The organism is Antarctobacter albus (assembly GCF_900101505.1).
Taxonomy (GTDB): Bacteria; Pseudomonadota; Alphaproteobacteria; order Rhodobacterales; family Rhodobacteraceae; genus Antarctobacter; species Antarctobacter albus.
Genome location: NZ_FMZI01000007.1, coordinates 58,036 through 80,066, shown reverse-complemented (window position 1 = coordinate 80,066; position 22,031 = coordinate 58,036). Strand labels below are relative to the sequence as shown.

Below are 22,031 nucleotides of genomic sequence, written 5' to 3'. Positions count from 1 at the left end.
CGATGCCTATCCGGCGACGGAGCTGACCGGGGCCTTGGGGCGGATGGATTTCCATCCGCCCCTTTCTTGTGCAACTGCCCGCCTGCCCCCCTGAGCGGACCAAGTTTCCGTTCCCCTGGGTCGGCAGTGCAGGTATTGATCGCTGCAAGGGCAACTGGTAGGGAAAGCGCGGTGGGTTTCCGCGCAAGTTTCTGCGCAACTAATTGATTTTGCTTCCACCTATCGACTCGAAGAGCAAGTTATTGACCGTCAGTGAGGTTGGCGCCCAACATGAGCACGGACAGTAGCCCCGGAACGGGCGGGTTTTCGGTTTCCTATCGCCGTGACATTGACGGCCTGCGCGCAATCGCCGTCGGATCGGTCTTTGTCTTCCATCTCGATCCGCATTGGTTGCCGGGCGGTTTCATCGGGGTCGACATCTTCTTTGTGATCTCGGGATTCCTGATCACCAGCATCCTGATGAACGACCTGGAACGCGACGGCATCCGCCTGGGCACGTTCTATCAAAGGCGGGTCGCGCGCCTGTTCCCGGCGATGATCGTCGTCGTCGTGGCGACGCTGATCGCCGCCCGGTTCATCTACATCGCGCAGGAATACGCCTCGGCCGGGGTCAATTCCGCCGCCGCCCTGCTGTCCGTCGCCAACATCAAGTTCTATTTCCAGGGCAACTACTTCGACATCTCGCCCGACTCGCAGCCCTTCCTGCATTTCTGGTCGCTCTCGGTCGAGGAACAATACTACCTGATCTACCCGCTGATGCTGATGATGCTGGGCCGGTTCGGAGCAAGGGTCATCGCGCGCGTCCTGTTGGCGATCACGGCACTGAGCCTGGCGGCCTGCATCGCCATGACCTTCGTCAACGCGAAGGCGGCTTTCTTCCTGCTGCCGTTCCGGGCCTGGGAGCTGGGGCTTGGCGGCCTTGCCGCCTTTGTCGCCAACGGGCGGATGGGCCACCTGCCGCCAGCTCTGCGACCCGGCCTGGCGCTGGCGGGGCTGGCCGCGGTCGCCGCCAGCCTTGTGGTCCTGCACGAGGGCTTGGCCTTTCCGGGCTATGTTGCCCTGCTGCCGGTCGCCGGAACCGCGGCGCTGCTGCTGGCCGGCACCCGGGGCGCCTATCCCGGCCAGCGGTTGCTGGCCTCGGGCCCAATGGTGGCCATCGGCAAGATTTCCTATTCGCTCTACCTCTGGCACTGGCCGGTCTTCAGCCTTGTCGACTATGCGCTTTTTGCCGAAAGCGACCTGTTGCGCCACGGGCTGAAAGTGGTCGTTACGCTGGCCCTGACACTGGCGACCTACGCGCTGCTGGAAACGCCTGCGCGGCGGACCCTGAACCGGCCGGACCTGCGGCTGCCGGTCTTTGCCGGGTTTGCCGTGGTGCTGGCGCTGTCGGTGCCTGCCGGGCTGTGGATCCGCAAGGAATTCTACGTCAACAGCAGCGTGACCGAGGCCGCCGAGGGTGGCAAGCTTTACCCGGGTCCGCAGGGCGCGCCCATTGTGGTGCTGGCCGGGGACAGCATCGGGTCGAACTTTGGCCGTACGCTGCGCGACATGTGCCATGACCTTGGCTGCACGCTGCATGTTCTGAGCGTCGCGGGCAAGAACAGCCTGCCGGTGACCGAGGGCAAGGACCCCGCGCTCTGGCGCAACAGCCTGGGGTTCATCGAACGGACGCGGCCCGATGTCGTGATCCTGGCGAACCACTGGTCGGGCAAGCTGTCCGGCGGGCAGGAAGGCCGCGCCGACCTGGCCCTGCAAAAGCTGCTGCCCCATGCCGGACATGTGGTGATCCTGGGACAGTTGCCCGCGCTGCCGCCCGACGCCACGCGCGCGGCAATGCGCGACGGCGCCCGCCCGCCCTTTGCCGAGCCGGAGGCCGACCGCCTGCGCCGGTCCGAGGTCAATGCACATCTCTCGGGCCTGGCCGGCGAGCGTGTCACCTATGTCGACGTGGCCAGCCCCTTTGTCCGCGAAACCGGCGAGGTCCTGTTCCTGGACGCCCAGGGCAACCAGATGTTCCGGGACGAACGGCACCTGTCCGATCTTGCCACAACCCGGCTGCGCAACCGGATCGAAGCGGCCTACCGACAGGGTCTGACCGATGCGGCTCGCGCAAAGACCGCCCGGGTCGCCGACTGACACGGGCCAGCACATGACGACAGGACTGCAGGTATGAGCATCAGATACCGCCCCGAGATCGACGGCCTGCGCGCCCTGGCCGTGTTGAGCGTGCTTGTCTACCACCTCAAGATTTCGCTGGGCGGCGAGGTGCTGTTCAAGGGCGGCTTTCTTGGCGTGGACATCTTCTTCGTGATCTCCGGGTTCCTGATCACCCGCATCCTGATCGCCGAGTTCGAGCGCGAGCGGCGCGTCTCTCTGGCCGGGTTCTACCTGCGCCGGGTCCGCAGGATCATGCCGCCCCTGCTGCTGGTCATGATCTGCAGCCTGCCGGTCGCCTTCTTTCTGCTCCTGCCCAGCGAGATCGAGCGCTTTGCCCAGTCGCTGATGGCGGCCCTTCTGTTCTTCAGCAATTTCTTCTGGTTCTTCGAGCTGAAAGAATACGGCGCGCAATCCGGGCTGCTACAGCCCTTCCTGCACACCTGGAGCCTGTCGATCGAGGAGCAGTTCTACCTGTTCTTTCCCGCCTTCATGGCGCTGGTTCTGCCGCGCATGTCGCGCAGGGGGCTGTTGAGCGTCCTTGTCGCGCTTTTCGTCGTCAGCCTGGCGCTGTCCGTGGCAACCACTCAGCTCCGGGCCGATTTCTCGTTCTTTTCTCCGGTCAGCCGGGCCTGGGAACTGCTGGCCGGGGCGATCATGGCCATGATCCCGGCCCGCCAGCAGGACGGGCGCGGATCCGTGGCGCGGATCGTGCAACCGCTGGCGCTGGTCTTTCTGGTCGGGTGCATGCTGACATTCGACCTGGCGGGCCTGGCCCATCCGGGTCTGCCGACGGTGCCCGTGGTGCTGGCGACCTGCGCGTTGATCTACTGCGCGGGGCCCGGCCTGATCGTCACCCGCCTGCTGTCCAGCGGACCGATGGTCTGGGTTGGACGCCTGTCCTACTCCTTGTACCTCTGGCATTTCCCGATCTTCGCCTTCGGGCGGCTGAGCAGCGTCGAAACACCCGGCGCCGCCGACATGGCCCTGTGGATCGCACTGACCTTTGCGCTGTCCTGGATCGGTTATCACATCGTAGAAACCCCGTTTCGCCGGACGCTGGGATCGCGGGCCTTTGCGCTGTCGATGACCGGCGCGGTGGCCCTGGTCGCGGGCTTTTACGGGCTGAGCGAGCGCACGACCCTGCTGACCCAGGGCCGCGCCGCCGAGCTGGCAGAGATCTACGGGCCCAACGATTTCGACAACGAACGCCTGCGCGACGTGTCCTGGACGCCGCTTGCACAGCTTGCCGGCGGTGAAGAGATCGGCGCCTGGAACGCACATGAACCGTCACGCAACGAGGCCACGCAGCTGTGGTTCGGCGACGACGCGCGGCGCAACGTGCTGGTGGTCGGGAACTCTCACAGCAAGGACATGTTCAACGCGCTCTACCTGAACCGCGCCCTGTTCCCTGGGTACGAATTCGCCCGCTTTGGCCTCGACGGTCAGTTCCCGGCGGAGCAGATGCAGGAGCTGACCGATGCGCCGAACTACAAGGCCGCCGACATCATCCTGCTGGCGCCGCGCTACAACACCGAGTTCGAGACCCTGCTGCCGCCGGTGATCGAGCGGATGAAGGCCGATGGCAAGGAGGTGATCGTGGTCGGCAACACGGTCGAGTTCATCTCTCCGGGGGAGCAGCCGATCTTTGACTGGTACATGCTGCAGTACCACGGCAAGGGCAACCTCGACCGGGCCAACGAGATCGCTTTCGGGGCCCAGGCCACCCAGGTGCGGGACCGGAACGCGCGGCTGCGGGACCTGGCCGGCGCGCTTGGTGTCACCTACCTGTCACGTCATGACCTTATCTGCGAGGACGCGGCCAAGACCTGCGCCATCGCGACACCTGAGGGCATGAAAACCATGTATGATTACGGCCACTGGACGATCGAAGGCGCACAGCATTTCGGCCGTGTCGCGGCCGAGCGGAACTGGCTGCCGGTGAACTGAAGATCGGCAAGGGCTTGCCGGTTGGCGGCCTGCTCTGCCAAACTCTTGGGCGCCGGGAGCCGCGAGCCGCGGAGTGGGGCGCCAGCGACGTTGCGGCAGCTTGCCGGGCCATTCGATCCGTGTTGAGTGACGCTGGAAAAGAAATAATTGCCGGGACGATTCGACCCGGGCCGGCAGGGCGGCGGACAGGCATCGACCGCAACACCGGTTTCGGGTTTTGACAACCAAGAGGCTTTGTTCGCCAAGATGATTTCGCACGAAGCGCGCTGCATTTTCGTCCACCAGAAAAAGGCCGCCGGGACCTCGGTCAAACGGGTGTTCCCGGACTTCGAGCTGGGCAGCCGGAACAGTTCCTACCTGAGCGACGGCCTGCTGTCGAAGGAGTGGAACACCGCGCCCGAGGTTCGGGAGTATTTCAAGTTCACCATCGTGCGGAATCCCTGGGACCGGTTCGTTTCCGGCTGGCTTTACTGCAAGCGTTCGAAACACCGCCCGATCAAGGATGTCCTGCGCTGCCTGCCGCAGGAAACGATCAGCCTGCGCAACGTCTTTCTGCCGGATCAGAGCATGGCCGCACGCCGCGCGCATGCTGTGGAATTCGGCAGCCGCTGGGCCCGCAACCTGTCCTGGGCGCTCAAGGGCGTGTCCGCGCAGCGGCGTGACTGGCTGGGGCATGACTTCGTTCATATCGTCCGTCAGCAGCACAGCCTGATCGCGCATGAGGACGGACGCCTGGCGGTGGACCGCATCCTGTTCTACGAGGAACTGGACCAGGGGCTTGCCGCGCTTCTCGACCATCTTGGCCTGCCCAGGCAGGAAATGCCCAAGACCAACATGAACAAGAAACGGCGCGACTACCGCGATTATTTCGACGCCGAGGCGCGCGAACTTTTTGAGGCGGCCTTTGGCGAGGACATCGCCTTTTTCGGCTATGACTTCGAAAGCGGTCTGCGCACCCGGCGCTGGCCCTGGGACGATCCCGAACCGGCGCGGGCCGAACCCGCCGCAGCGCAATCATGAGACCTCCGGCCGCGATAGCCGGCCCCGGTGACGGCCCCGCCCCACGACCGGACGGCCGCAACCGCAACCTGGCGGCCGACATCTTTGGCACCGCCTTTCTGTTCATCACCTTCACCCAGTCGGTCCTGGGCGGCGCCACCGGGTATCTTCTGTATTACACGCCGTTGGCGCTGATCTGCCTGGTGCTGCTGAACCTGGCCGATCCGCCACGCCGGATGCGGCTGCGGAAGGACGCCTACGTGGTGATCTGCACCGTGGTGTTCCTTGCCTGCCTGTCGATCAACGGGTTGCAATACGCGGTGGTCTTTACCCTTTTCGCGGCACTCTTCCTGCTCATCCCGATCGAGCCGCTGATCCGAAACCTGCCAAAATATGCCTATTACGCGGCGATCTTGAACGTCGGGCTCTACTATGGCGAGATCATCCTTGCCGGGCAGCTGGGTCTGCCCTTCGATCCCACGGTGTTCAACTATGGCGGCGCCGGCCGGGACGAGACGACCTATACCTGGGGCTTTGCCCGCTACGCAGGGCACCAGGCAGAGCCCGGCAACTTTGCCGCCAATCTCGCCGCGCTGGCGGTGCTGTCCATGCTGGGCGACCGCAAGCCCAACTGGTTCCACTGGCTGACAGTGGTCACGCTGACCAGCACGCTGTCGCTGACCTCGGTGGTGATGGCGATGATCCTGACCATCTCGATCCTGCTGGCCAACCGGCTGAACGCCAAGAACCTGATCATCTCGGTCCTGGCCCTGGTCGGCGCCGCTTTCCTGCTGATCCAGGTGGGGCCGATGATCGGGCTGCCGACGCTGGATTACCTGATCTACCGGCTGGACACGCAGGGCGCCTCGGACGGCAGCATCCTGTCCAAGGGGCGCCTGATCGGTGACGTGACCGGGCGCAATGTGGTCGATACGCTCATCGGCAACCGCCATGACGTCTGCGACTATTGCGGTTATGCCCAGTCGCTTGGCTTTGCGTTCTACATGGTGTTCCACGGCGGGCTGACCGGCGCGCTGGCAGTGTTTCTGATCACGCTGATCGCCTGGCGGCGGCTGGGCCGCCGGGGCCTTGCCCTGGCGATGGTCCTGCTGCTGCTGCGCAGTACCTTCTACTTTCCGCAGGCCGTCTTCATCTTCCTCGTGATCGCGGTCATGCCGGGGCAGACCAGCCCGAGGGACAGACCCGTCCCCGCGCCATCCCGCGTCGTCGGGCAGGGATATTCCGCATGAAGAAAATGATTGGTTTCGCGACGCGGATCCTGTCGTTGCGCCTGGTCATCATCACCCTGTCGCTGGCCCAGACGACGCTCTGGGCAACGGCCTTGGGCACCACCAGCTTCGGTCTCGTCTCGACCTATCTCAGCGCGCAGGTCTTTACCTGCCTGATCGCGCGGCTGGCCGCGGACAATATCCTGGTGCGCTACTACAAGGTCAGCCCCGAGATCCTGCGCGAGAAGTTCCTAGACTACCTGCTGTCGGCGCTGTTGACCTCTGTCCTGGCGGGGGGCGTGGCGCTGGCGCTGATCGGCGTGTTGATCCTGCGCAGCTGGCCGCCGCTGGAAAGCCTGATCTTCCTGGGTTTTGTCACCGCCTTCAACTGTTCGATGATCCTGTCGCGTATCCTGCTGGCGCAAAAGAAACAGGTGCAGGTCTCGCTTTTTGCCAATGCGCTGCCGGTGGGCATCAGCGTGGCGCTCTTCGGGCTTTCGGTCCTGTTCGAAAGCAAGTTCGGCGAAACCGGCCATTTCGCGGCGCTGGCCTTCCTGACGCTGGGCTACGTGGCCTCGTCCGTGGTCTTTGCCCTGCTGCTGCGCCCCTTCCTGGCCGAGTGCCGCGCCGCACGGGCGCCCGGGTTCCGCTACCGGCTGTTGCTGGGCAGCGACCAGTGGCACGTCCTGGGTTACCAGACGCTGAGCTCCTTCAACGGGCACGGCACGACACTGGCCATCGCGGCGCTGTTTGGACCCACGGTCACCGGCGTCTTTGCCTTGGCCAACCGATTTGGCAGCCTGTTGACCTATCTCAACGAACCGGGCCGCGTCTACGTCATGCCCATCGTGCCGGGCAAGAACGCACGCCAGCTGCGCAATCTCTACCGCCGGATGCTGGTGTTCAGCCTGGCGCTGGGATTGGCCGGTGTGGCCTTCCTGCTGCTGGCCTATGCGCTGGTGCCGCTGCCCTTTCCGACGGACCCGCCGTTCGAACTGTTCGCGACCATCATCATGGTCGGGGCCGCGGTGCATGTCTTTGCCGGGCCGGTCGGCGCCATGCTGGCCATGAGCGGCAACGAAAAGAAGAACCTGATCGCAAATCTCGCCGGTTTCGCGGTCGCCGTGCTGGCCATCGGGTTGGCGGCAGTCATGGCCGATCCCATCTACGCGGTGATCGGTGTCGCCGCCTCCATGTCCACCATGAAGCTCGTGAACACGTTCAGTTTTTTCGGTTACCTGCGCCGCCAGTCCGGTTGATGCCCCATGCCCGCGCCAGTATAGGGGCGCCAGAACGAAAGTGTATTAGATGAGCCAATTCGAGAGCATATCGGGCTTCGACCGTATACGGGTCGTGACCCCCGTTTTCCCGCATCCCCGGCACCCCGAACGTGGCCGTTTCCTGGCCAACCTGACCGACGCCTGGCGCGCGACGGCCCGCCAGATCGACGTCTTCAGCGTGGAAACCCTTGGCTTTCGGATCAAGCGCGCGTTGCGCCCCGCGCAGGATGTCTCTCAGCCCGGCATCAAGGTCACCTGGGCCCCGACCCTTGGGCAGCCGTTCGGCGGGGTCTTGCCGCAACGGGTCCGCCGCAGGATGCGACGTTACAACCACGGGCGCGTCGTCGCCGCCATGACCGGCGCCGAGCGCGGCGCCTTCATCTATGCCAAGTTCATCTCGGCCGGGGCGATGGCGCGCAAGGTTTCGAAAATCACCGGAGAGCCGTATTTCGTCGACCTGGGCGAGAGCAAGACCTTGCTGACCGGGCCGAAACACATCCTGGCCGAGCGGCGCGCGGTCATGGCCGACGCGACGGGCGTGGTCTGCGTTTCGCCGCGCCTGCGGGACGAGGCCATCGAGCTGGGCGCCGATCCGGACAAGGTGCAACTGATGCCCAACGCGCCCGATCCGGCACTGTTTCGCCCGCGCGACCGCGCCGCCTGCCGGGCAGAGCTGGGGCTCGATCCCGAGGCATTCCTGGCGCTTTACGTCGGGCGGTTTTCGGACCGCAAGGGCGTGCTGCGCGTCGACGCGGCGCTCAAGCAGATGCGCACGCCGGTGCAGGTCGCCTACCTGGGCAGCGGAGAGCTGAAGCCGGATTTCGCGGGCAAGGTGTTTCAGGGCAGTGTCGGTCACGATCAACTGCCCCTGTGGATGAACGCGGCGGATGTGCTTGTCCTGCCGACACTGGCCGAGGGCTGCTGCAACGTGATCGCCGAGGCGATGGCCTGCGGGCTGCCGGTGGTCAGTTCCGACATCGACGACATCCGCTGGCAGGTGCCCGCGGAGGGCGTGGTGCTGGTCGATCCGCGCGACCCCGCCGCGATTGCCGCCGCGCTGGACGACCTCGCCTCTGACAGCGACCGCCTGGCGGGGATGCGCCGGGCGCTGGCAGACCGGGCGGCCCTCACCGATGGCGACGGGCGCAGCATGCAGGTGCTGAAATGGATCGCCACGACCCTGGACCGGTCCCCATCCGAAAAGGTCTGCGCATGACAGCCTGCCCGCTTCGCCCCGTCTTTATCGGCGCCTGCCCGCGCAGCGGCACGACCTTTCTGGGCGAACGCCTTGGCGCGCTGCTGAACGGTCGTGTCACCCCGGAGTCCCAGTTCAAGCGGGACCTGCTGGCCGCCTTTGCCAAGGGCCGCACGGACAAGCTGCAAGGCATCCTCGACAAGAGCTTTTACTACCGGCTCTGGACCGACCGCCCCGACCAGGCGGCGCTGGACGCCGCCGCTGCCGAAGGGGTCGAACCCTATTTCGCGCGGCTGGTCTTTACCGAGGGGATCGACACCCATCCGACCGGCATCTGGGTCGATCACACGCCGGTCAACTTCAGCCTGTTCAACATCCTGCGCGACAGCTTTCCGCTGGCGCGTTTCGTGCATATCGTCCGCGACGGCCGCGCGGTCTATGCCTCGGTCCAGAAACTCAGCTGGGGTCCGAACAACCCGGTCGAGGGCGCCTGGTGGTGGCGGGCGCAGGTCTCCGCCGGGCTGGCCGCCAGCCAGATGTTCCCCGACACCTGCATCACCGTCACCTACGAGCGGCTGGCCAGCGGCGATCTGGCCGAATGGACACGGTTGATGCGGTTCCTGCGCGACGATCCCGACCTGACCCTGACCGAGGCCGAGATCAATGCCCAGGGCAATTACGACGTCCCCGAGTTCACGAGACACCAGCATTCGCTGGTCGGCGCCGGGATCGCCTCCGTGCGCACCGAGGCCTGGAAGACCGAGCTGAGCGGGCGCGAAATCGAGATCTTCGAGGCCAATGCCAACAGCCTGCTGGATCCGCTGGGGTACGAACGGCTTTACCCCCATGCCAAACACGCCTCGCGGCGCGAAAAGCTCGCCTTTGGCGAATGGCCGGTGCGAATCAAGGCGGCACCGCTCAGGACCCTGCGGTCCAAGCTGCGCCGCGCCCGCGTCGCCTCGCCCGGAAAGGCCGGTTGAGATGAGCAGCCTGGGCCGCACCACGGACAAGATCCTCGCCCGGATGGGGCCGCGCGCCAACCTCTGGCCGCGCCTGCGGGCGCGCGCCAGCGGCGGGCGCCCCTTTGCCTATCACGGCATCCAGCGGTCCGGCACCAACTACTGCCTGAAGTCCCTGCGCGCGCTTGGCACGCTGCCGGTCAACATGTTCGACGGCGCCCGCAACGCCCCCACGCACAAGCATTTTCGCTGGCAGCCGGACAAGACCAGCATCACGCTGGAACCGCGCTTTGCCAACAGGCTGACCGCCGGGACACTGGCCGAGTTGAACCGCACCGCCGGCTACCCCGGGGGAACCCGCCACCTGGTGATGCAGAAGCGGATCGACGGCTGGGCGGTCTCGATCGTGAACTGGGGGCTGTTCTGCCGCTGGTGGCCCGACGTGGAAACCGCGCTGGCCGACCGGCAGCGCATCTTCGAGGAATACCACCACTACAACACCTTCTGGCACGGTATGGCGGCGCAGGCGCCGGATGACGTGGCCATCCTGGATCTGAACACGGTTCTGGACAGCAAGGGGCAGGCGCTTGTCTCTGCGCTCGACCGGCTGGGGGTCGCGATAAACGCCGGGCGGCGTGCCGGGTTCGATGGGCAGTTCGACGAGGTGCCCATGTCCTCGCCCCGGCGCAAGGATCACCTGACGGACGCCCAAAAGGCCGACTTGCGGGCCTATGTCCTTGACCAGGCGGCAGAGCGGGGCACGCCCGCCGCCGCGGGGGACGGGGTGACGGCATGATCGAAACCGGCATTCCCACCAGCAACGACCTGCGCGTCGCGGTTCTGCAGAACCATGTGCCGCACTACCGCATCGCCTTTTTCGACTCGATCGCCGCGACACCGGGGATTGACCTCAACGTCCATGCCGCCCGCGTGACCCCGCGCGCCGATGGCTGCGATCCGGACTGGTTCCGCCGCCTTGGCGAGACGCGCAGCGTCGCCAAGGGCATCGACTGGCAGGAGGGCGCCACGGCGCTGGACCTGTCGAGCGTCGACGTGCTCGTGCTCAGCGCCACGATCCGCACCGCCTCGAACCTTGTGCTGGCCCGCCGGGCGCGCAAGCGGGGCATCCCCGTGATCTGGTGGGGCCATTACCATAGCGCTGGCAGCCGGGGGCTGGCCAAGGGCTTGCGCCGGATCATGTACCGGTTGGGCGCTGCTGTTCTGTTCTACACCGATGACGAGGCCGGCCAATACGGCGCCGATGGCGGCACCCTGCCCGCTTCGGCGCTGAACAACGGCATCGACACGCGCGAGATCGTCGGCCTGCGCACCCCCTATGATGCCGCGACGCGCCCGCGCCGCGCCATGTTCATCGGCCGCCTGACCGAAAAATCGCGGTTTGACCTGCTGTTGCAGGCGCTTGCCCGCCCCGAGGCGGCATCGGTCGAACTGAGCGTGATCGGCGACGCGCCAGACGCGATCCGCGCCCGGGCCGAAACGCTCGGCTGCGCAGACCGGGTCCTGTGGCACGGCCCCCGTTTCACCGAGGCCGAGATCGCCCCCATCGCCAATGACGCGCGGGTCTTCGTCTATCCGGGCGCAGTGGGTCTGTCGCTGGTCCATGCGATGGCCTACGGGCTGCCGGTCATGGTCCATGACAGCCGCGCCGACCACATGCCCGAAATCGCGGCCTTTGCCGCCGGAACGACGGGCGTCACCTTCGCCCGAGAGGACGTCACCGACCTTGCCCGCCAACTGGCGGCGCTGACCGACGACCCCGAGAGACTGAACGCCTATTCGCGGGCAGCGCTGGACACGGTCGCGACACGGTTCAACACGCAGGCAATGGCGGCAAGGTTCTGCGACTGGGTCCGGGCCACCGCCGGTGCGCAACAGACCGGGGGACCCGCATGAAGATCGCCTTTCTTGCCGGACACCTGTCGCGCCGTGCCTCCGGCGTGCGCGAAGTGGCTGAACATCTGTCCGCCGCGCTGGCGCGCCGGGGCCATGACGTGCGTGTCTTCGGCCTCGAAGACGCGGCATGGCAGAAGGGGGACAAGGACAACTGGCACGGCGCGCCCGCCACGGTGAAACCGCCGCTGGGACCGCGCAGCCTGGGCTATGCGCCGGGTTGGGCCGGGGCGATCCGCGCCTTCGATCCGGACGTGTTGCACCTGCACGGCATATGGATGGCCAGTTCGGCCGTCGCCGCGGGCTGGGCCACAAGGTCCGGCAAGCCGCTGGTGATTTCGCCGCACGGGATGCTGTCCGACGTGGCGCTGAGTTATTCCAGGGGGCGCAAACGCGTGGTTTCGGCGCTGTATCAGGATCGCTGTTTCCGCGCCGCCGCGCTGTACCACGCCACCGTCCCCGAGGAAGAGGCAGAGATCCGCGCCTATGGCCTGACGGCGCCTGTCGCCGTGGTACCCATCGGCGTGCCCGACATGCCGGGCGCGCTGCGCGCGACGCCGCCGTTGCGTCAAAAGACCGTTGTCACCCTGGGCCGGATGCACAAGAAAAAACGCATCGACCGGCTGTTGCGCGCCTGGGCGCAGCTGGAACCAAATTTCCCCGGCTGGGACCTGCGGATCATCGGCCCGGACCCGAAGGACGGTCACCTGGAGATGCTGCAATCGCTGGCGCGGGACCTGGGCCTGGAAAGGGTTGCTTTCCCCGGCCCGCTCTTTGGCGACGACAAGTGGCGCGCTCTGCAGTCGGCAGAACTGTTTGCCCTGCCCACGGACAGCGAGAACTTTGCCCTGACCGTGCCCGAGGCCCTGCTGGCGGAATTGCCGGTGATCTCGACCGATGGTGCGCCCTGGTCGATGCTGCCCGCCGAGGGCGCGGGCTGGTCGGTGCCTAGGGACGAGAGCGCGCTGGCCGGGGCCCTGGCAGAGGGCATGTCGCTGCCCGAGGCAGAGCGGCGCGCAATGGGCGCAAGGGGCCGGGCCTGGGCGCGTCAGGAATTCGACTGGGACAAGATCGCGGAACGGATCGAGGTGGACTATGAACGTGTTGCACAAGGATGACGGAATGACCCGAACCGCCCCTGACGGCACCGCCTGTATCTTTGTCACCGGCATCTGGAAATCGGGCAATCACCTTGTCTATTCCGCCTTGAACGAGCTGGGCATCGAAGGGCCCTTCAACGGCATTTCTGCCCACCTTTTGTTCGGCAAACACCAGTGGCTGAAACGCATCCTGCGCCGCCCGCGCGGACAGTCGGACGCGGTGCAGGTGGGCCTGGAGACCGACGCGCTGGTATCGCGGAAATACATCGCCGCATCGGCAGGGAAACTGTCGGGCAAGATCATGGGCGGACACGCCGCGCATACCCAGGAACTGGAGGGCGTGCTGCGCGAGGCCGGCGCGCGGATGATCTGCATCCGGCGCGATCCGCGTGACATCCTGGTGTCCTTCGCGGACTGGATCGGCTCGCGTCCGGATTTCTACATGCACAAGGACTTCGCGGGCCTCTCCCGCGACGCCCGCATCGCGCGGCTGCTGCGCGGCGGGCCGGGCACGGGCTACACGCTGTACCCCTTCACCACGGTGCTGGACCGGGCCTATGGCTGGCGGACCGCGCCGGACGTGCTGCAAGTGTCGTTCGAGGAGCTGATCGGCGCGCAGGGTGGCGGCGACGCCGCCGCACAGCAGGGCATGGTGGACGCGCTGCACGCCCATACCCGCCCGGTGAAACCGCTGAGCGAGGTGAAGCTGGAAAACATCTATGGCGGCACGCTGACCTTCAACAAGGGACGCAGCAAGCGCAGCAAGGAGCTGGATAACGCCGAGCTTGTCGCCGAGATCAACGAGACCCTAGCGCCGCATCTGACGCGCTGGGGATATGAGGATTGAGCGGCCCGAGATGAGCGAACTGGACATCGCCAAGAACCGCGCCGGCACGAAATGGAGCCGCGCCGAACAGATCCGCCGTGTGCTCTGGGCGCTGGTGCTGCCAGCCTTCCGTATCGTGCCGCGCCCCTTCTGGGGCTGGCGGCGGTTCCTGCTGCGCAGCTTTGGGGCGCGGATCGGCCAGCAGGTGCATGTCTATCCCAGCGTGCGGATCACCATGCCCTGGAACCTGACCATCGACGATTATGCCGCCGTGGGCGACGGCGCGATCCTCTATGCGCTTGGCCCGATCCATATCGGCGCCCGCGCGACCGTCTCACAGGGGGCGCATCTTTGCGCCGGCAGCCATGACATCGCCCTGCCCGACCGCCCGCTGGTCAAACCGCCGATCGAGGTGGGTGCCGATGCCTGGGTGGCGGCGGATGCCTTCATCGGCCCCGGTGTCACCGTCGGCCCGCGCGCCATCGTCGGCGCCCGTGCCGTGGCGATGAAGGATGTCCCGCCCCGCACCATCGTCGTCGGCAACCCGGCGAAACCGCTTCGCACCCTGACCGAGGACGCCACAGCATGACCAAGCCGAACGTCACCGTCGTCATCCTGACCAAGAACGAGGAACGCCATATCGCGCGCTGCCTCGACTCCGTCGCGTCTTTTGCGACGCAATGCCTGGTGGTGGACAGCGGATCGACCGACCGCACCAGGGAGATCGCCCGCGAAAAGGGCGCCACCGTGCTGGAGAACCCCTGGATCAATTACGCCACCCAGATGAACTGGGGCATCGACCGGGTGCCTGCAGAGGCCGACTGGGTCATGCGGCTGGACGCGGATGAATACATCACCGAACCGCTGGCGCAGGAGATCGTGCAGAAGCTGGGCGGCCTGGGCGAGGAGATCGACGGCGTCTATGTCTCGCGCCGGATGACATTCCTTCGCAAGCGCATCCGCTTTGGCGGCATCTTTCCGGTGCGCGTGCTGCGCCTGTTCCGCAACGGGCGCGGACGCTGCGAGAACCGTTGGATGGACGAACATATCCTTGTCCCCGGCCAGACCGCCGATTTCGACGGCGAGCTGATCGACGACAACCACAACTCGCTGGCCTGGTGGACGGAAAAGCACAACGGCTATTCCAACCGCGAGGTGGTGGACCTGTTGAACCTCGAATACGGCTTCATGCCGCATGAAACCGTGGCCGACCTGAAGGGCGGGCAGCAGGCGGGGGTCAAACGCTGGCTCAAGGAGAAGGTCTATGCCAACATGCCCACGGGCAGTCGCGCGCTGGCCTATTTCCTGTATCGCTATGTCCTGCGGCTTGGCTTTCTCGATGGGCGAGAAGGCGCCGCGTTTCACTTTCTCCAGGGCTTCTGGTATCGATACTTGGTCGACATGAAGTTATTTGAGGTCAAACGCCACATGGAGCGGACCGGCGCGGACGTGGAAACCGCCATCCGGGACGTTCTGGGCATCCAGTTGCAGCCGCAACCGCCCGCAAGCCCCGCCAAACCGGCGAAGCTGGGCTGATACACCGTTATGAACCGTAATCATCATCATTGTTATGCACAGGGCGATATGGGATCACTGACATGTCCGGCCCGGAATGGGATTCACCGAAATGAATGATACGTCACAAGATTCCTCGATGAACCCACGTTTCGCCGCCGCGCTTTCCGTGGCCTCCATTCCCGACGGTCTCGATATCGGCCAGTTGCTGCGGGTCATGTGGTCGCGCAAACTGTTGATCCTGCTTTGCGTCGTCGTCGGCGTGGCCATCGGCGGCTACCAGGCCTTCCTTGTGGCCGTGCCGAAATACGCGGCGACCACGACCCTGGTCCTGCGCCCGCAGAAACAGCAGGTCGTCGACATCCAGAACGTGTTTTCCGGCATCTCAACCGACTATTACACCATCAACACCGAGCTTGAGGTGATGGAATCGATGGGCCTCCTGTCCAAGGTGGTGACAAGCCTCGACCTGACCCAGGATCCCGAGTTCAACAGCTCGCTGCGTCCCGAACCGGCGTTTTCGGTGGGAACCATCATCAACAAGGCGAAATCGGCGGCCAAGAGCCTGATCGGTCGCCCCACGCGCCCCGATGACCCGACCAGCGGCCCCGGCGATCTGACCCAGGAAGAGGCGGACATCATCGAGGCGGTCAACCGTCTGCGCCGCAAGATCGACGCCTCGAACATGCGTGACACCTATGTGTTCAACATCCGCGTCACCACCGAAGGCAAGATGAAGTCGACCCGGATCGCCAATGCCATCGCGCAGGCCTATATCCAGGACCAGATCGACGTCAAATTCCAGGCCACGGAAAACGCCTCGCTCTGGCTGTCCGAACGCGTGGCCGAGCTCGAGGACGAGCTGGAAGAACGCGAACAGACGCTGAAGGACCGGCGTGCCGCCCTGGGGCTGGCCAGCCCCGAGGCGCTGGAGGCGATCAACCAGCAAGCCCGCGAGGTGCGCGGGCGGTTGAGCGAGACCCGCCAGACCGTCGTGGACTCCCAGGCCCGTATCAGCCAGCTGGAAACCCTGCGCGACAGCGGCGATCTCGACCGGATGGTCGATGAGGCCGACAGCCCCACGATCCGCCGGCTCTACAACCAGTTCCAGCAGAACAACGACCCCAATGCACGCGCCCTGATCCTCTCTCAGTTCGAGCAGCTGATCTCGCAGGTCCAGTCCAACCGGGACCGCGCACAGGTCCAGGCCGATGCGCTGGAAGCCTCGCTGGCTCGGATCGAGCAGGAGATCGAAACCGAATCCGCCAAGCTGATCGAGCTTCAGCAGCTGGAACGCGAAACCCAGGCGACCCGGACGCTTTATGAGACGTTCCTGACCCGCCTCAAGGAAACCTCTGTCCAGCGCGGGCTGCAGCAGGCCGACAGCCGCGTGCTGTCGAACGCCGTGCCCGGTGTGCAGGTCGAGCCGCGCCGTTTCCGGATGGTGCTGGTTTCGGCCATTCTGGGCTTTGTCGCGGGCACCGTGCTGATCCTGATTGGCCAGTTCACCCGCAAGGGTTTCCTCACCACGAACGAGCTGGAGGCAGCCACCGGTCACACCATCCTGGGCCAGATCCCCAAGATGGCGATCCGGCGCCGCAACCAGCTGTTGCCCTACCTGAGGGACAAGCCGACATCGGAAGGGGCGGAATCGATCCGGAACCTGCGGACCTCGGTGCTGCTCTCCGACATCGACACGCCGCCACAGGTCATCATGGCAACCTCCTGCCTGCCCGGCGAAGGCAAGACCACGACCGCCATTGCCCTGGCACAGAACTTTGCCGGTCTCGACAAGAAGGTCCTGATCATCGAAGGCGACATGCGGCGCCGCAACTTCATCGACTACTTCGGCTTCCCGCAGGAACAGCCCGGATTGATGACCGCGCTCATCGGCGATGCCACACTGGAAGAGATCATCTACTACGACGATCAGAACGGCATCTACGTCCTGCGGTCCGAGAAGGCGACCAAGAACGCCGCCGACATCATCTCGTCCGAGAAGTTCCACAACCTGATCGCCATGCTGCGGCAGGAGTTCGACTACATCATCATCGACACGCCGCCGGTCCTGATCGTTCCTGACGCGCGTCTTTATGGCCAGCTGGCCGATTGCCTGCTGATGTGCGTTGCATGGAACCGCACGCCCAATGCCACGGTGATCGAGGGCCTGCGCCTGCTGGAAACGGTCAACCTGCGCCCCTCGGGCCTGATCCTGACGCAGATCAACCACAAGGGCATGAGCCGCTACGGCTATGGCTACGGCAGCTATGGCAAATACGCCAAGGGCTATTACGACTCCTGACTCTTGGGCCAAGCGGCCCGACAAAACGCAAAAGGCGCTGTCCCCGGCAAGGGACAGCGCCTTTTCATTGTCGGGAGGACCTCGTCAGAGGAACTGCTTGACCTTGGAGAGGTTCTTCATCGCCAGCGCCCCCATGCCACCGACCCCGTTGGCCCGCAGCGCCCGGTAGTCCTCGCGGCTCTTGCGCAGGATCTTTCCGATCGACTTGTTGCTTTCGCCGCCGACCCGCATCTTGACGAAGACCTCGGGCACATGGACCAGGCGCACAGAGCCCTTGACCATGTAGCGCAGCATGGCGTCGTAGTCCGCGGCGATGCGAAAACTGGTGTCGTAGACGCCCCAGCGATCAAAAACCTCACGCCGCAGGTAAAGCGTGGGGTGCGGCGGCATCCAGCCCCTTTTGAGCGAATCCATCGTGTAGCTGCCAGAGCGCCACTTGCGGATGATCCGTCCGGTGTCCGTGCCGGAAACATAGTCGAGGTCGCCGTAGACGCCCTCTATCGCCGGGTCTTCCATCGCCCGGGCCACCTGCTCCAGAACCCGGTCGCTGGCAAAGAAATCATCCGAATGCATCAGCCCGATCACGTCGCCGGTGCAGCGGGCGATGCCCTTGTTGATCGCATCGTAGATGCCGCCGTCCGGTTCGCTGACCAGAGAGATGTTGGACTGGCTCCGCGCCTCGATCAGTTCAAGCGTGCCATCGGTCGACCCGCCGTCCTGGATCACGTGTTCGACATCCGGATGGGTCTGGGCGGCGACACTGTCGAGCGCCTCTCCAAGGGTACGCGCACGGTTGTAGACGGCGGTGACGACGGAAATCCTGGTCACGTCTCGATCTCTTTCGAAATTTACCGCTGGCCCGGGCCGGCGGATCAAATGACAGTCATCGGTCCGCCTGTACCGGCGTCTCGACCGCGCCTTAGCACGTTGGAAATCGCTTGGGAACGCGCGATCCGGCGCGGTGGCGGTCAGGGACCAGTCGCCGCGCCGGATGCTGGTTTTCAGGTCAGAGCGCCGCCCGGCCGGCCGCATTCAGCAGCGTCGGGAAGGCCTGTTGCAGGGCACGGCCCCACTTGGTGATGGGCTGTTCCTCGATGAAGATCACGTCGTTGGGGCGCATCTCGAACTTGGTGGCCATGATCATGTTGGCCGCATTGCCCGCGTTCAGGTGATAGGCCACGATCTCGCCAACCTTGGCAGGATCGCTGCTGCCACGCAGGACGTAGATCTCGGTCGGGTCGCCGGTAGTGTTGTCGAACCCGCCTTCATTGTACAGGACGTCGGCCAGCGTCGCCTGGCGGCCATAGGGCAGCGGGAACCGGTTCTGCTTGGTGACTTCGCCGCTGAGGTAGACATAGTCGCGCCCTTCGGCGTCCAGCTCGGTGCGGGATTCGAAAAGGCGGCGGCGTTCGTCCAGCGCGCTGCGCCGAATTGCGATCTCTGTGCTCAGCGCCTGCAATGCCTGACTGCGGGCCGAGGACCGCAGGTTCACCACGTCGATCTTGGTCTTGTAGAACTCGAAGGCCCGGTCGAGGTCATAGGTCGTATCGACAAAGACCGCGTCGCCCGCCTGCAGGAGCTTGTCCTTGATCGCGGGCTGCGCGCGGTAGGTTTCCACCGGGATCTGGTACAGGGTGCCATCGCGGTAGATCCGGATCGAGGCGAATTCCTCGTCGCGCACGGCAAGACCACCGGCGGTGATCAGCGCCTGGCCCAAGGTCAGGTTGTTGGGCGTGATCGGCACCAGCTTGGCGGTGCGCACGGCGCCCCCGACGGCAACCTGCTGCGAGTTGAACTCGGCCACTTCGAGGCTGAAGGACGGGTCGATCTGGTTCGACACCAGCGCCTGGAACAGCTGGTCCTCGGCCTGTTGCAGGGTCAGGCCCGCCAGTTGCACAGCACCGATGTCCGGGATGGCGATAGAGCCATCGTCGCGCACCGTATAGCCTTGACGCTGGCTCTGCGCGGCCAGAAGGCCTGAAAGCTGTTCAACCGTCGAGGCGGCGCCACGGGTCGCCAGCAAGAGCACATCCCCCACGCCGATGCGGTAGGGCTGCGGGTTGATGTCGGGCAGCGGGCGGTATTCCAGGCGCTGACGCGACTCATCCGGCAGGTAAGGGGCCGCGGGCAGCGCCCCTGCACCGGTCGCCCCGCCGTAGGATCCGGCATAGGCGTAGAAGACATCCGGCAGCGCGCGGGGCGTGTAGTGCGAGGCATTGGCATAGGCCACGGCCTTGGGCGTCAGTTCGACGACAGAAACGGGCAGCTCGCCCTGTCGTTCGGTCACCTTCGGGCTGTGATAGGTGACGCCGCACCCGGACAGGACGGCGAGACCGCCCATCGCTAGCACGGCCACACGCGCCAGCCCCCCGATTCTATTATGCATTTTCAAACCCGTAGCCAAGTTCGCCCCCTTTGTGCGTCCCCCCCCTGCGCCGTATCGTTCCCACACCCGGCACCGGCGGCGGACGGCAAAAACCTAAACCGCAATAATCCCTATATGATGTACCCCGGTGGGGCCTTGAATGCGACTGGGCCCATGATCTGCCATGCGCTATCAGGACCGAAAGCGGCAATTCTGCAACAAGATCGGAAAAACCACGGCAGCCTGTGGAAAAGTATGGCGCACCCCGGTCAACCCGTGGGTGCGCCCATTCGCTTTGCAGTTGCAGGCCCGACTGATCGGGGCGACTGTCAGGCGCCGCCGCGCCTGGCGACGACGCTGAGCGTCCGCCAGAAAATCCACATCTCGAGCGCAAAGCTCATGTGCGAGATGTAGTAGAGGTCCGCCTTCACCTTGCGGCGGGTGGCGTCCATGCCCTCGATATATCCCAGTTCGGTCTGCGCCAGACCGCTGATGCCGGGGCGGACGGCGTGGCGTTCGCGGTAGCCCGGGATCTTTTCGAGGTATTCCACCGCGTGATCGAAATAGTCCGGGCGCGGGCCGATCAGGCTCATCTGGCCGCGCAGCACGTTGATGATCTGCGGCAGCTCATCGATGCGCGACTTGCGCATGAAGCGGCCCAGAGTCGTGATCCGGTCATGTTCCAGCGGGCTGTCCGCGCCGCGCTCGACCTTGGGCACAGCGCGCATGGTGCGGAACTTGATCGCCTGGAACGGCTTGCAGTCGCGGCCCATGCGGGGCTGCACGAAAAACAGCGAGCCCTTGTTGTAGAACGGGTTCAGGATGAGGATGAGCACCGCAAGCACGGCAAGAACCGGCAGAAGGAGGATACTCATGAAAATGTCGAAGCTTCGCTTCGTGGCCCGGAAAACCCTGGCCCTGGCAAAGCCGCCTTCCTGGTAGGACAATCCGGCGGAAATTGCCGTCTCATCCAGAGTCCTGACGTCAAACATATCGCCCCCAAGAGGTATAATGTCAGATTAAACGCTGCACCTGCACAGTCACACTTATTGATATCTGATGTAGGGTAGCGTCAGTCGCAAAGTCAATTAACAAAACCTTAAAGGTCCCGGGCTGAGTCCCAAACGGCACGTTTTCGCCAAAATTTGAAGCAAGCTAAGGAAGACATCTAAGATTCAACAGCTTGACATGTTTTGGCCTGCTGCTTTCGTGATCATTCTATTCGGGAAAAAGCGCAGGCAATCTTCAACCTCAGGGGGAAATTCAACCGCTATCCGGGTGTTTGCACCTGCAGAAAAACCAGCCTGATCCGCGACTTCTCTAGCCCTGTCAGATGCTTGGTCAGCGCCCCGGCAACCCCCGGAGGATCGTCGCGGAAATCGCTCTCGGATTCGCCGCGAAACTAGGCGTGGATGTAGGTCACGCCATCCGCCTCGACCAGGGCGGCGGACAGGACGCCGGTGGCATAGGCACCGGTGTCGGTCGGGATACGGCCCTGCTCAACCTTCGGCGACTCGGTGATCGTATGCCCATGCACCACCCAGAGGCCGTCGGCCCGGGGCTTGCGGCGGAAATCGGGATGCCCCCAAAGGAAATTCCCGCGTTCCTGCCCGGCTATCGGCAGGGCCGGGTCCGCGCCCGCATGGACGACCACAACGTTGCCGGTCTGCCAGGTCAGCGGCAGCCCGCGCAGCCAGGCGATCGTAGCCTCGCCCAGCGCCTCGGCCAGGCGGTCCCGCATCTCGATCCACTCGGCCTCGGGGCGTTCGCCAAGGACGGGCGGCACACGATAGCTGGCCAGTGTCTGCAACCCGCCATAGCGCAGCCAGCGCGGTCCGTTGGCAACCGGGTCATCCAGGGTGTCCAGCAGCATCTTTTCATGGTTGCCCATGATGCAGTGCATCAGGTCGCCGGCCGCCTCGCTCAGCACCGTCATGCGGCGCAGGACACGCGCGGTTTCCTCGCCCCGGTCGACGTAGTCGCCGACCATGACCAGCAGCGCCTCCGGATGTCCCAGCTTGTCCAGGCGATGCAGCAGGCGATCGAGAAGTCGGTCACACCCATGCACATCGCCAATGGCGAAAAACGGGGTTTCGGGACGAAGCGGCTCTTGGGGAAGGTCCGGTTCCTGGGACGGCTGTTTGCGGCTGCGCAGAATCATGTTCCAAGATGTAAGTGTTTCCACCCGAACGGCAAAGCAGGAAGCGAACCACGGTAAATGCCTTTGGCAGCCTTTCGGCGTCGCT

At 64.9% G+C, this 22,031-nt stretch carries 18 protein-coding genes; 14 read left to right on the top strand and 4 right to left on the bottom strand.

From position 1 onward, the window contains the following. Positions 1-270 precede the first annotated feature (270 nt). The 14 genes from BLQ71_RS13425 to BLQ71_RS13360 all read left to right on the top strand — a co-directional run bounded on the left by BLQ71_RS13425 (position 271) and on the right by BLQ71_RS13360 (position 17,420). Complete coding sequence (locus BLQ71_RS13425) at positions 271-2,136, top strand: acyltransferase family protein (RefSeq protein WP_133066129.1); 1,866 nt, start codon at positions 271-273, stop codon at positions 2,134-2,136. A gap of 33 nt (positions 2,137-2,169) precedes the next feature. Continuing rightward, positions 2,170-4,104 carry an acyltransferase family protein gene (locus BLQ71_RS13420; RefSeq protein WP_074622078.1) on the top strand — a complete coding sequence of 645 codons (1,935 nt, stop codon included), beginning with the start codon at positions 2,170-2,172 and terminating at the stop codon, positions 4,102-4,104. Positions 4,105-4,350: 246 nt separating this feature from the next. After that, positions 4,351-5,124, top strand: coding sequence for a sulfotransferase family 2 domain-containing protein (locus BLQ71_RS13415; RefSeq protein ID WP_133066128.1), 774 nt, complete (start codon positions 4,351-4,353; stop codon positions 5,122-5,124). Beyond that, positions 5,121-6,353, top strand: a complete 1,233-nt coding sequence (locus tag BLQ71_RS13410) for a hypothetical protein (RefSeq protein WP_074622076.1) — start codon at positions 5,121-5,123, stop codon at positions 6,351-6,353. The genes BLQ71_RS13415 and BLQ71_RS13410 overlap by 4 nt, the downstream gene beginning before the upstream one ends. Continuing rightward, entirely contained in the window at positions 6,350-7,591 is a 1,242-nt protein-coding gene (locus BLQ71_RS13405) for a lipopolysaccharide biosynthesis protein (RefSeq protein WP_074622075.1), read from the top strand. The genes BLQ71_RS13410 and BLQ71_RS13405 overlap by 4 nt, the downstream gene beginning before the upstream one ends. Before the next feature lie 49 nt (positions 7,592-7,640). Next, positions 7,641-8,828 (top strand): glycosyltransferase, encoded by a 1,188-nt coding sequence (locus BLQ71_RS13400; protein ID WP_074622074.1) that lies wholly within the window; start codon positions 7,641-7,643, stop codon positions 8,826-8,828. After that, positions 8,825-9,787, top strand: a complete 963-nt coding sequence (locus BLQ71_RS13395; protein WP_074622073.1) for a sulfotransferase — start codon at positions 8,825-8,827, stop codon at positions 9,785-9,787. The genes BLQ71_RS13400 and BLQ71_RS13395 overlap by 4 nt, the downstream gene beginning before the upstream one ends. Before the next feature lies 1 nt (position 9,788). Beyond that, positions 9,789-10,562 carry a hypothetical protein gene (locus BLQ71_RS13390; RefSeq protein WP_074622072.1) on the top strand — a complete coding sequence of 258 codons (774 nt, stop codon included), beginning with the start codon at positions 9,789-9,791 and terminating at the stop codon, positions 10,560-10,562. After that, positions 10,559-11,680 (top strand): glycosyltransferase family 4 protein, encoded by a 1,122-nt coding sequence (locus BLQ71_RS13385; protein WP_074622071.1) that lies wholly within the window; start codon positions 10,559-10,561, stop codon positions 11,678-11,680. Before BLQ71_RS13390 ends, BLQ71_RS13385 begins: the two co-directional genes overlap by 4 nt. Continuing rightward, the gene (locus tag BLQ71_RS13380; protein ID WP_074622070.1) at positions 11,677-12,795 is read left to right on the top strand and encodes a glycosyltransferase; all 1,119 of its coding nucleotides are present in this window, start codon (positions 11,677-11,679) and stop codon (positions 12,793-12,795) included. The genes BLQ71_RS13385 and BLQ71_RS13380 overlap by 4 nt, the downstream gene beginning before the upstream one ends. Before the next feature lie 4 nt (positions 12,796-12,799). Further along, entirely contained in the window at positions 12,800-13,624 is an 825-nt protein-coding gene (locus BLQ71_RS13375) for a hypothetical protein (protein WP_074622069.1), read from the top strand. Positions 13,625-13,634: 10 nt separating this feature from the next. After that, entirely contained in the window at positions 13,635-14,192 is a 558-nt protein-coding gene (locus BLQ71_RS13370) for an LbetaH domain-containing protein (protein ID WP_074622068.1), read from the top strand. After that, positions 14,189-15,139, top strand: coding sequence for a glycosyltransferase family 2 protein (locus BLQ71_RS13365; RefSeq protein ID WP_074622067.1), 951 nt, complete (start codon positions 14,189-14,191; stop codon positions 15,137-15,139). Before BLQ71_RS13370 ends, BLQ71_RS13365 begins: the two co-directional genes overlap by 4 nt. A gap of 118 nt (positions 15,140-15,257) precedes the next feature. Continuing rightward, entirely contained in the window at positions 15,258-17,420 is a 2,163-nt protein-coding gene (locus BLQ71_RS13360; RefSeq protein WP_074622066.1) for a GumC family protein, read from the top strand. Between the two features lie 84 nt (positions 17,421-17,504). On the opposite strand, the gene BLQ71_RS13355 is transcribed toward BLQ71_RS13360, so the two are convergent. From BLQ71_RS13355 to BLQ71_RS13340, 4 genes are all read right to left on the bottom strand, one after another. Further along, the gene (locus tag BLQ71_RS13355) at positions 17,505-18,248 is read right to left on the bottom strand and encodes a glycosyltransferase family 2 protein (RefSeq protein WP_074622065.1); all 744 of its coding nucleotides are present in this window, start codon (positions 18,246-18,248) and stop codon (positions 17,505-17,507) included. A 178-nt stretch (positions 18,249-18,426) separates the two neighbouring features. Continuing rightward, a complete protein-coding gene (locus BLQ71_RS13350; RefSeq protein WP_083342246.1) occupies positions 18,427-19,806 on the bottom strand; it encodes a polysaccharide biosynthesis/export family protein in 1,380 nt (459 codons plus the stop codon). 308 nt (positions 19,807-20,114) lie between these two features. Continuing rightward, a complete protein-coding gene (locus BLQ71_RS13345; protein ID WP_074622064.1) occupies positions 20,115-20,732 on the bottom strand; it encodes a sugar transferase in 618 nt (205 codons plus the stop codon). Positions 20,733-21,187: 455 nt separating this feature from the next. Then, positions 21,188-21,946: a metallophosphoesterase gene (locus tag BLQ71_RS13340; protein WP_074622063.1), complete on the bottom strand. Its 759-nt coding sequence runs from the start codon at positions 21,944-21,946 to the stop codon at positions 21,188-21,190. Positions 21,947-22,031: the final 85 nt, after the last annotated feature.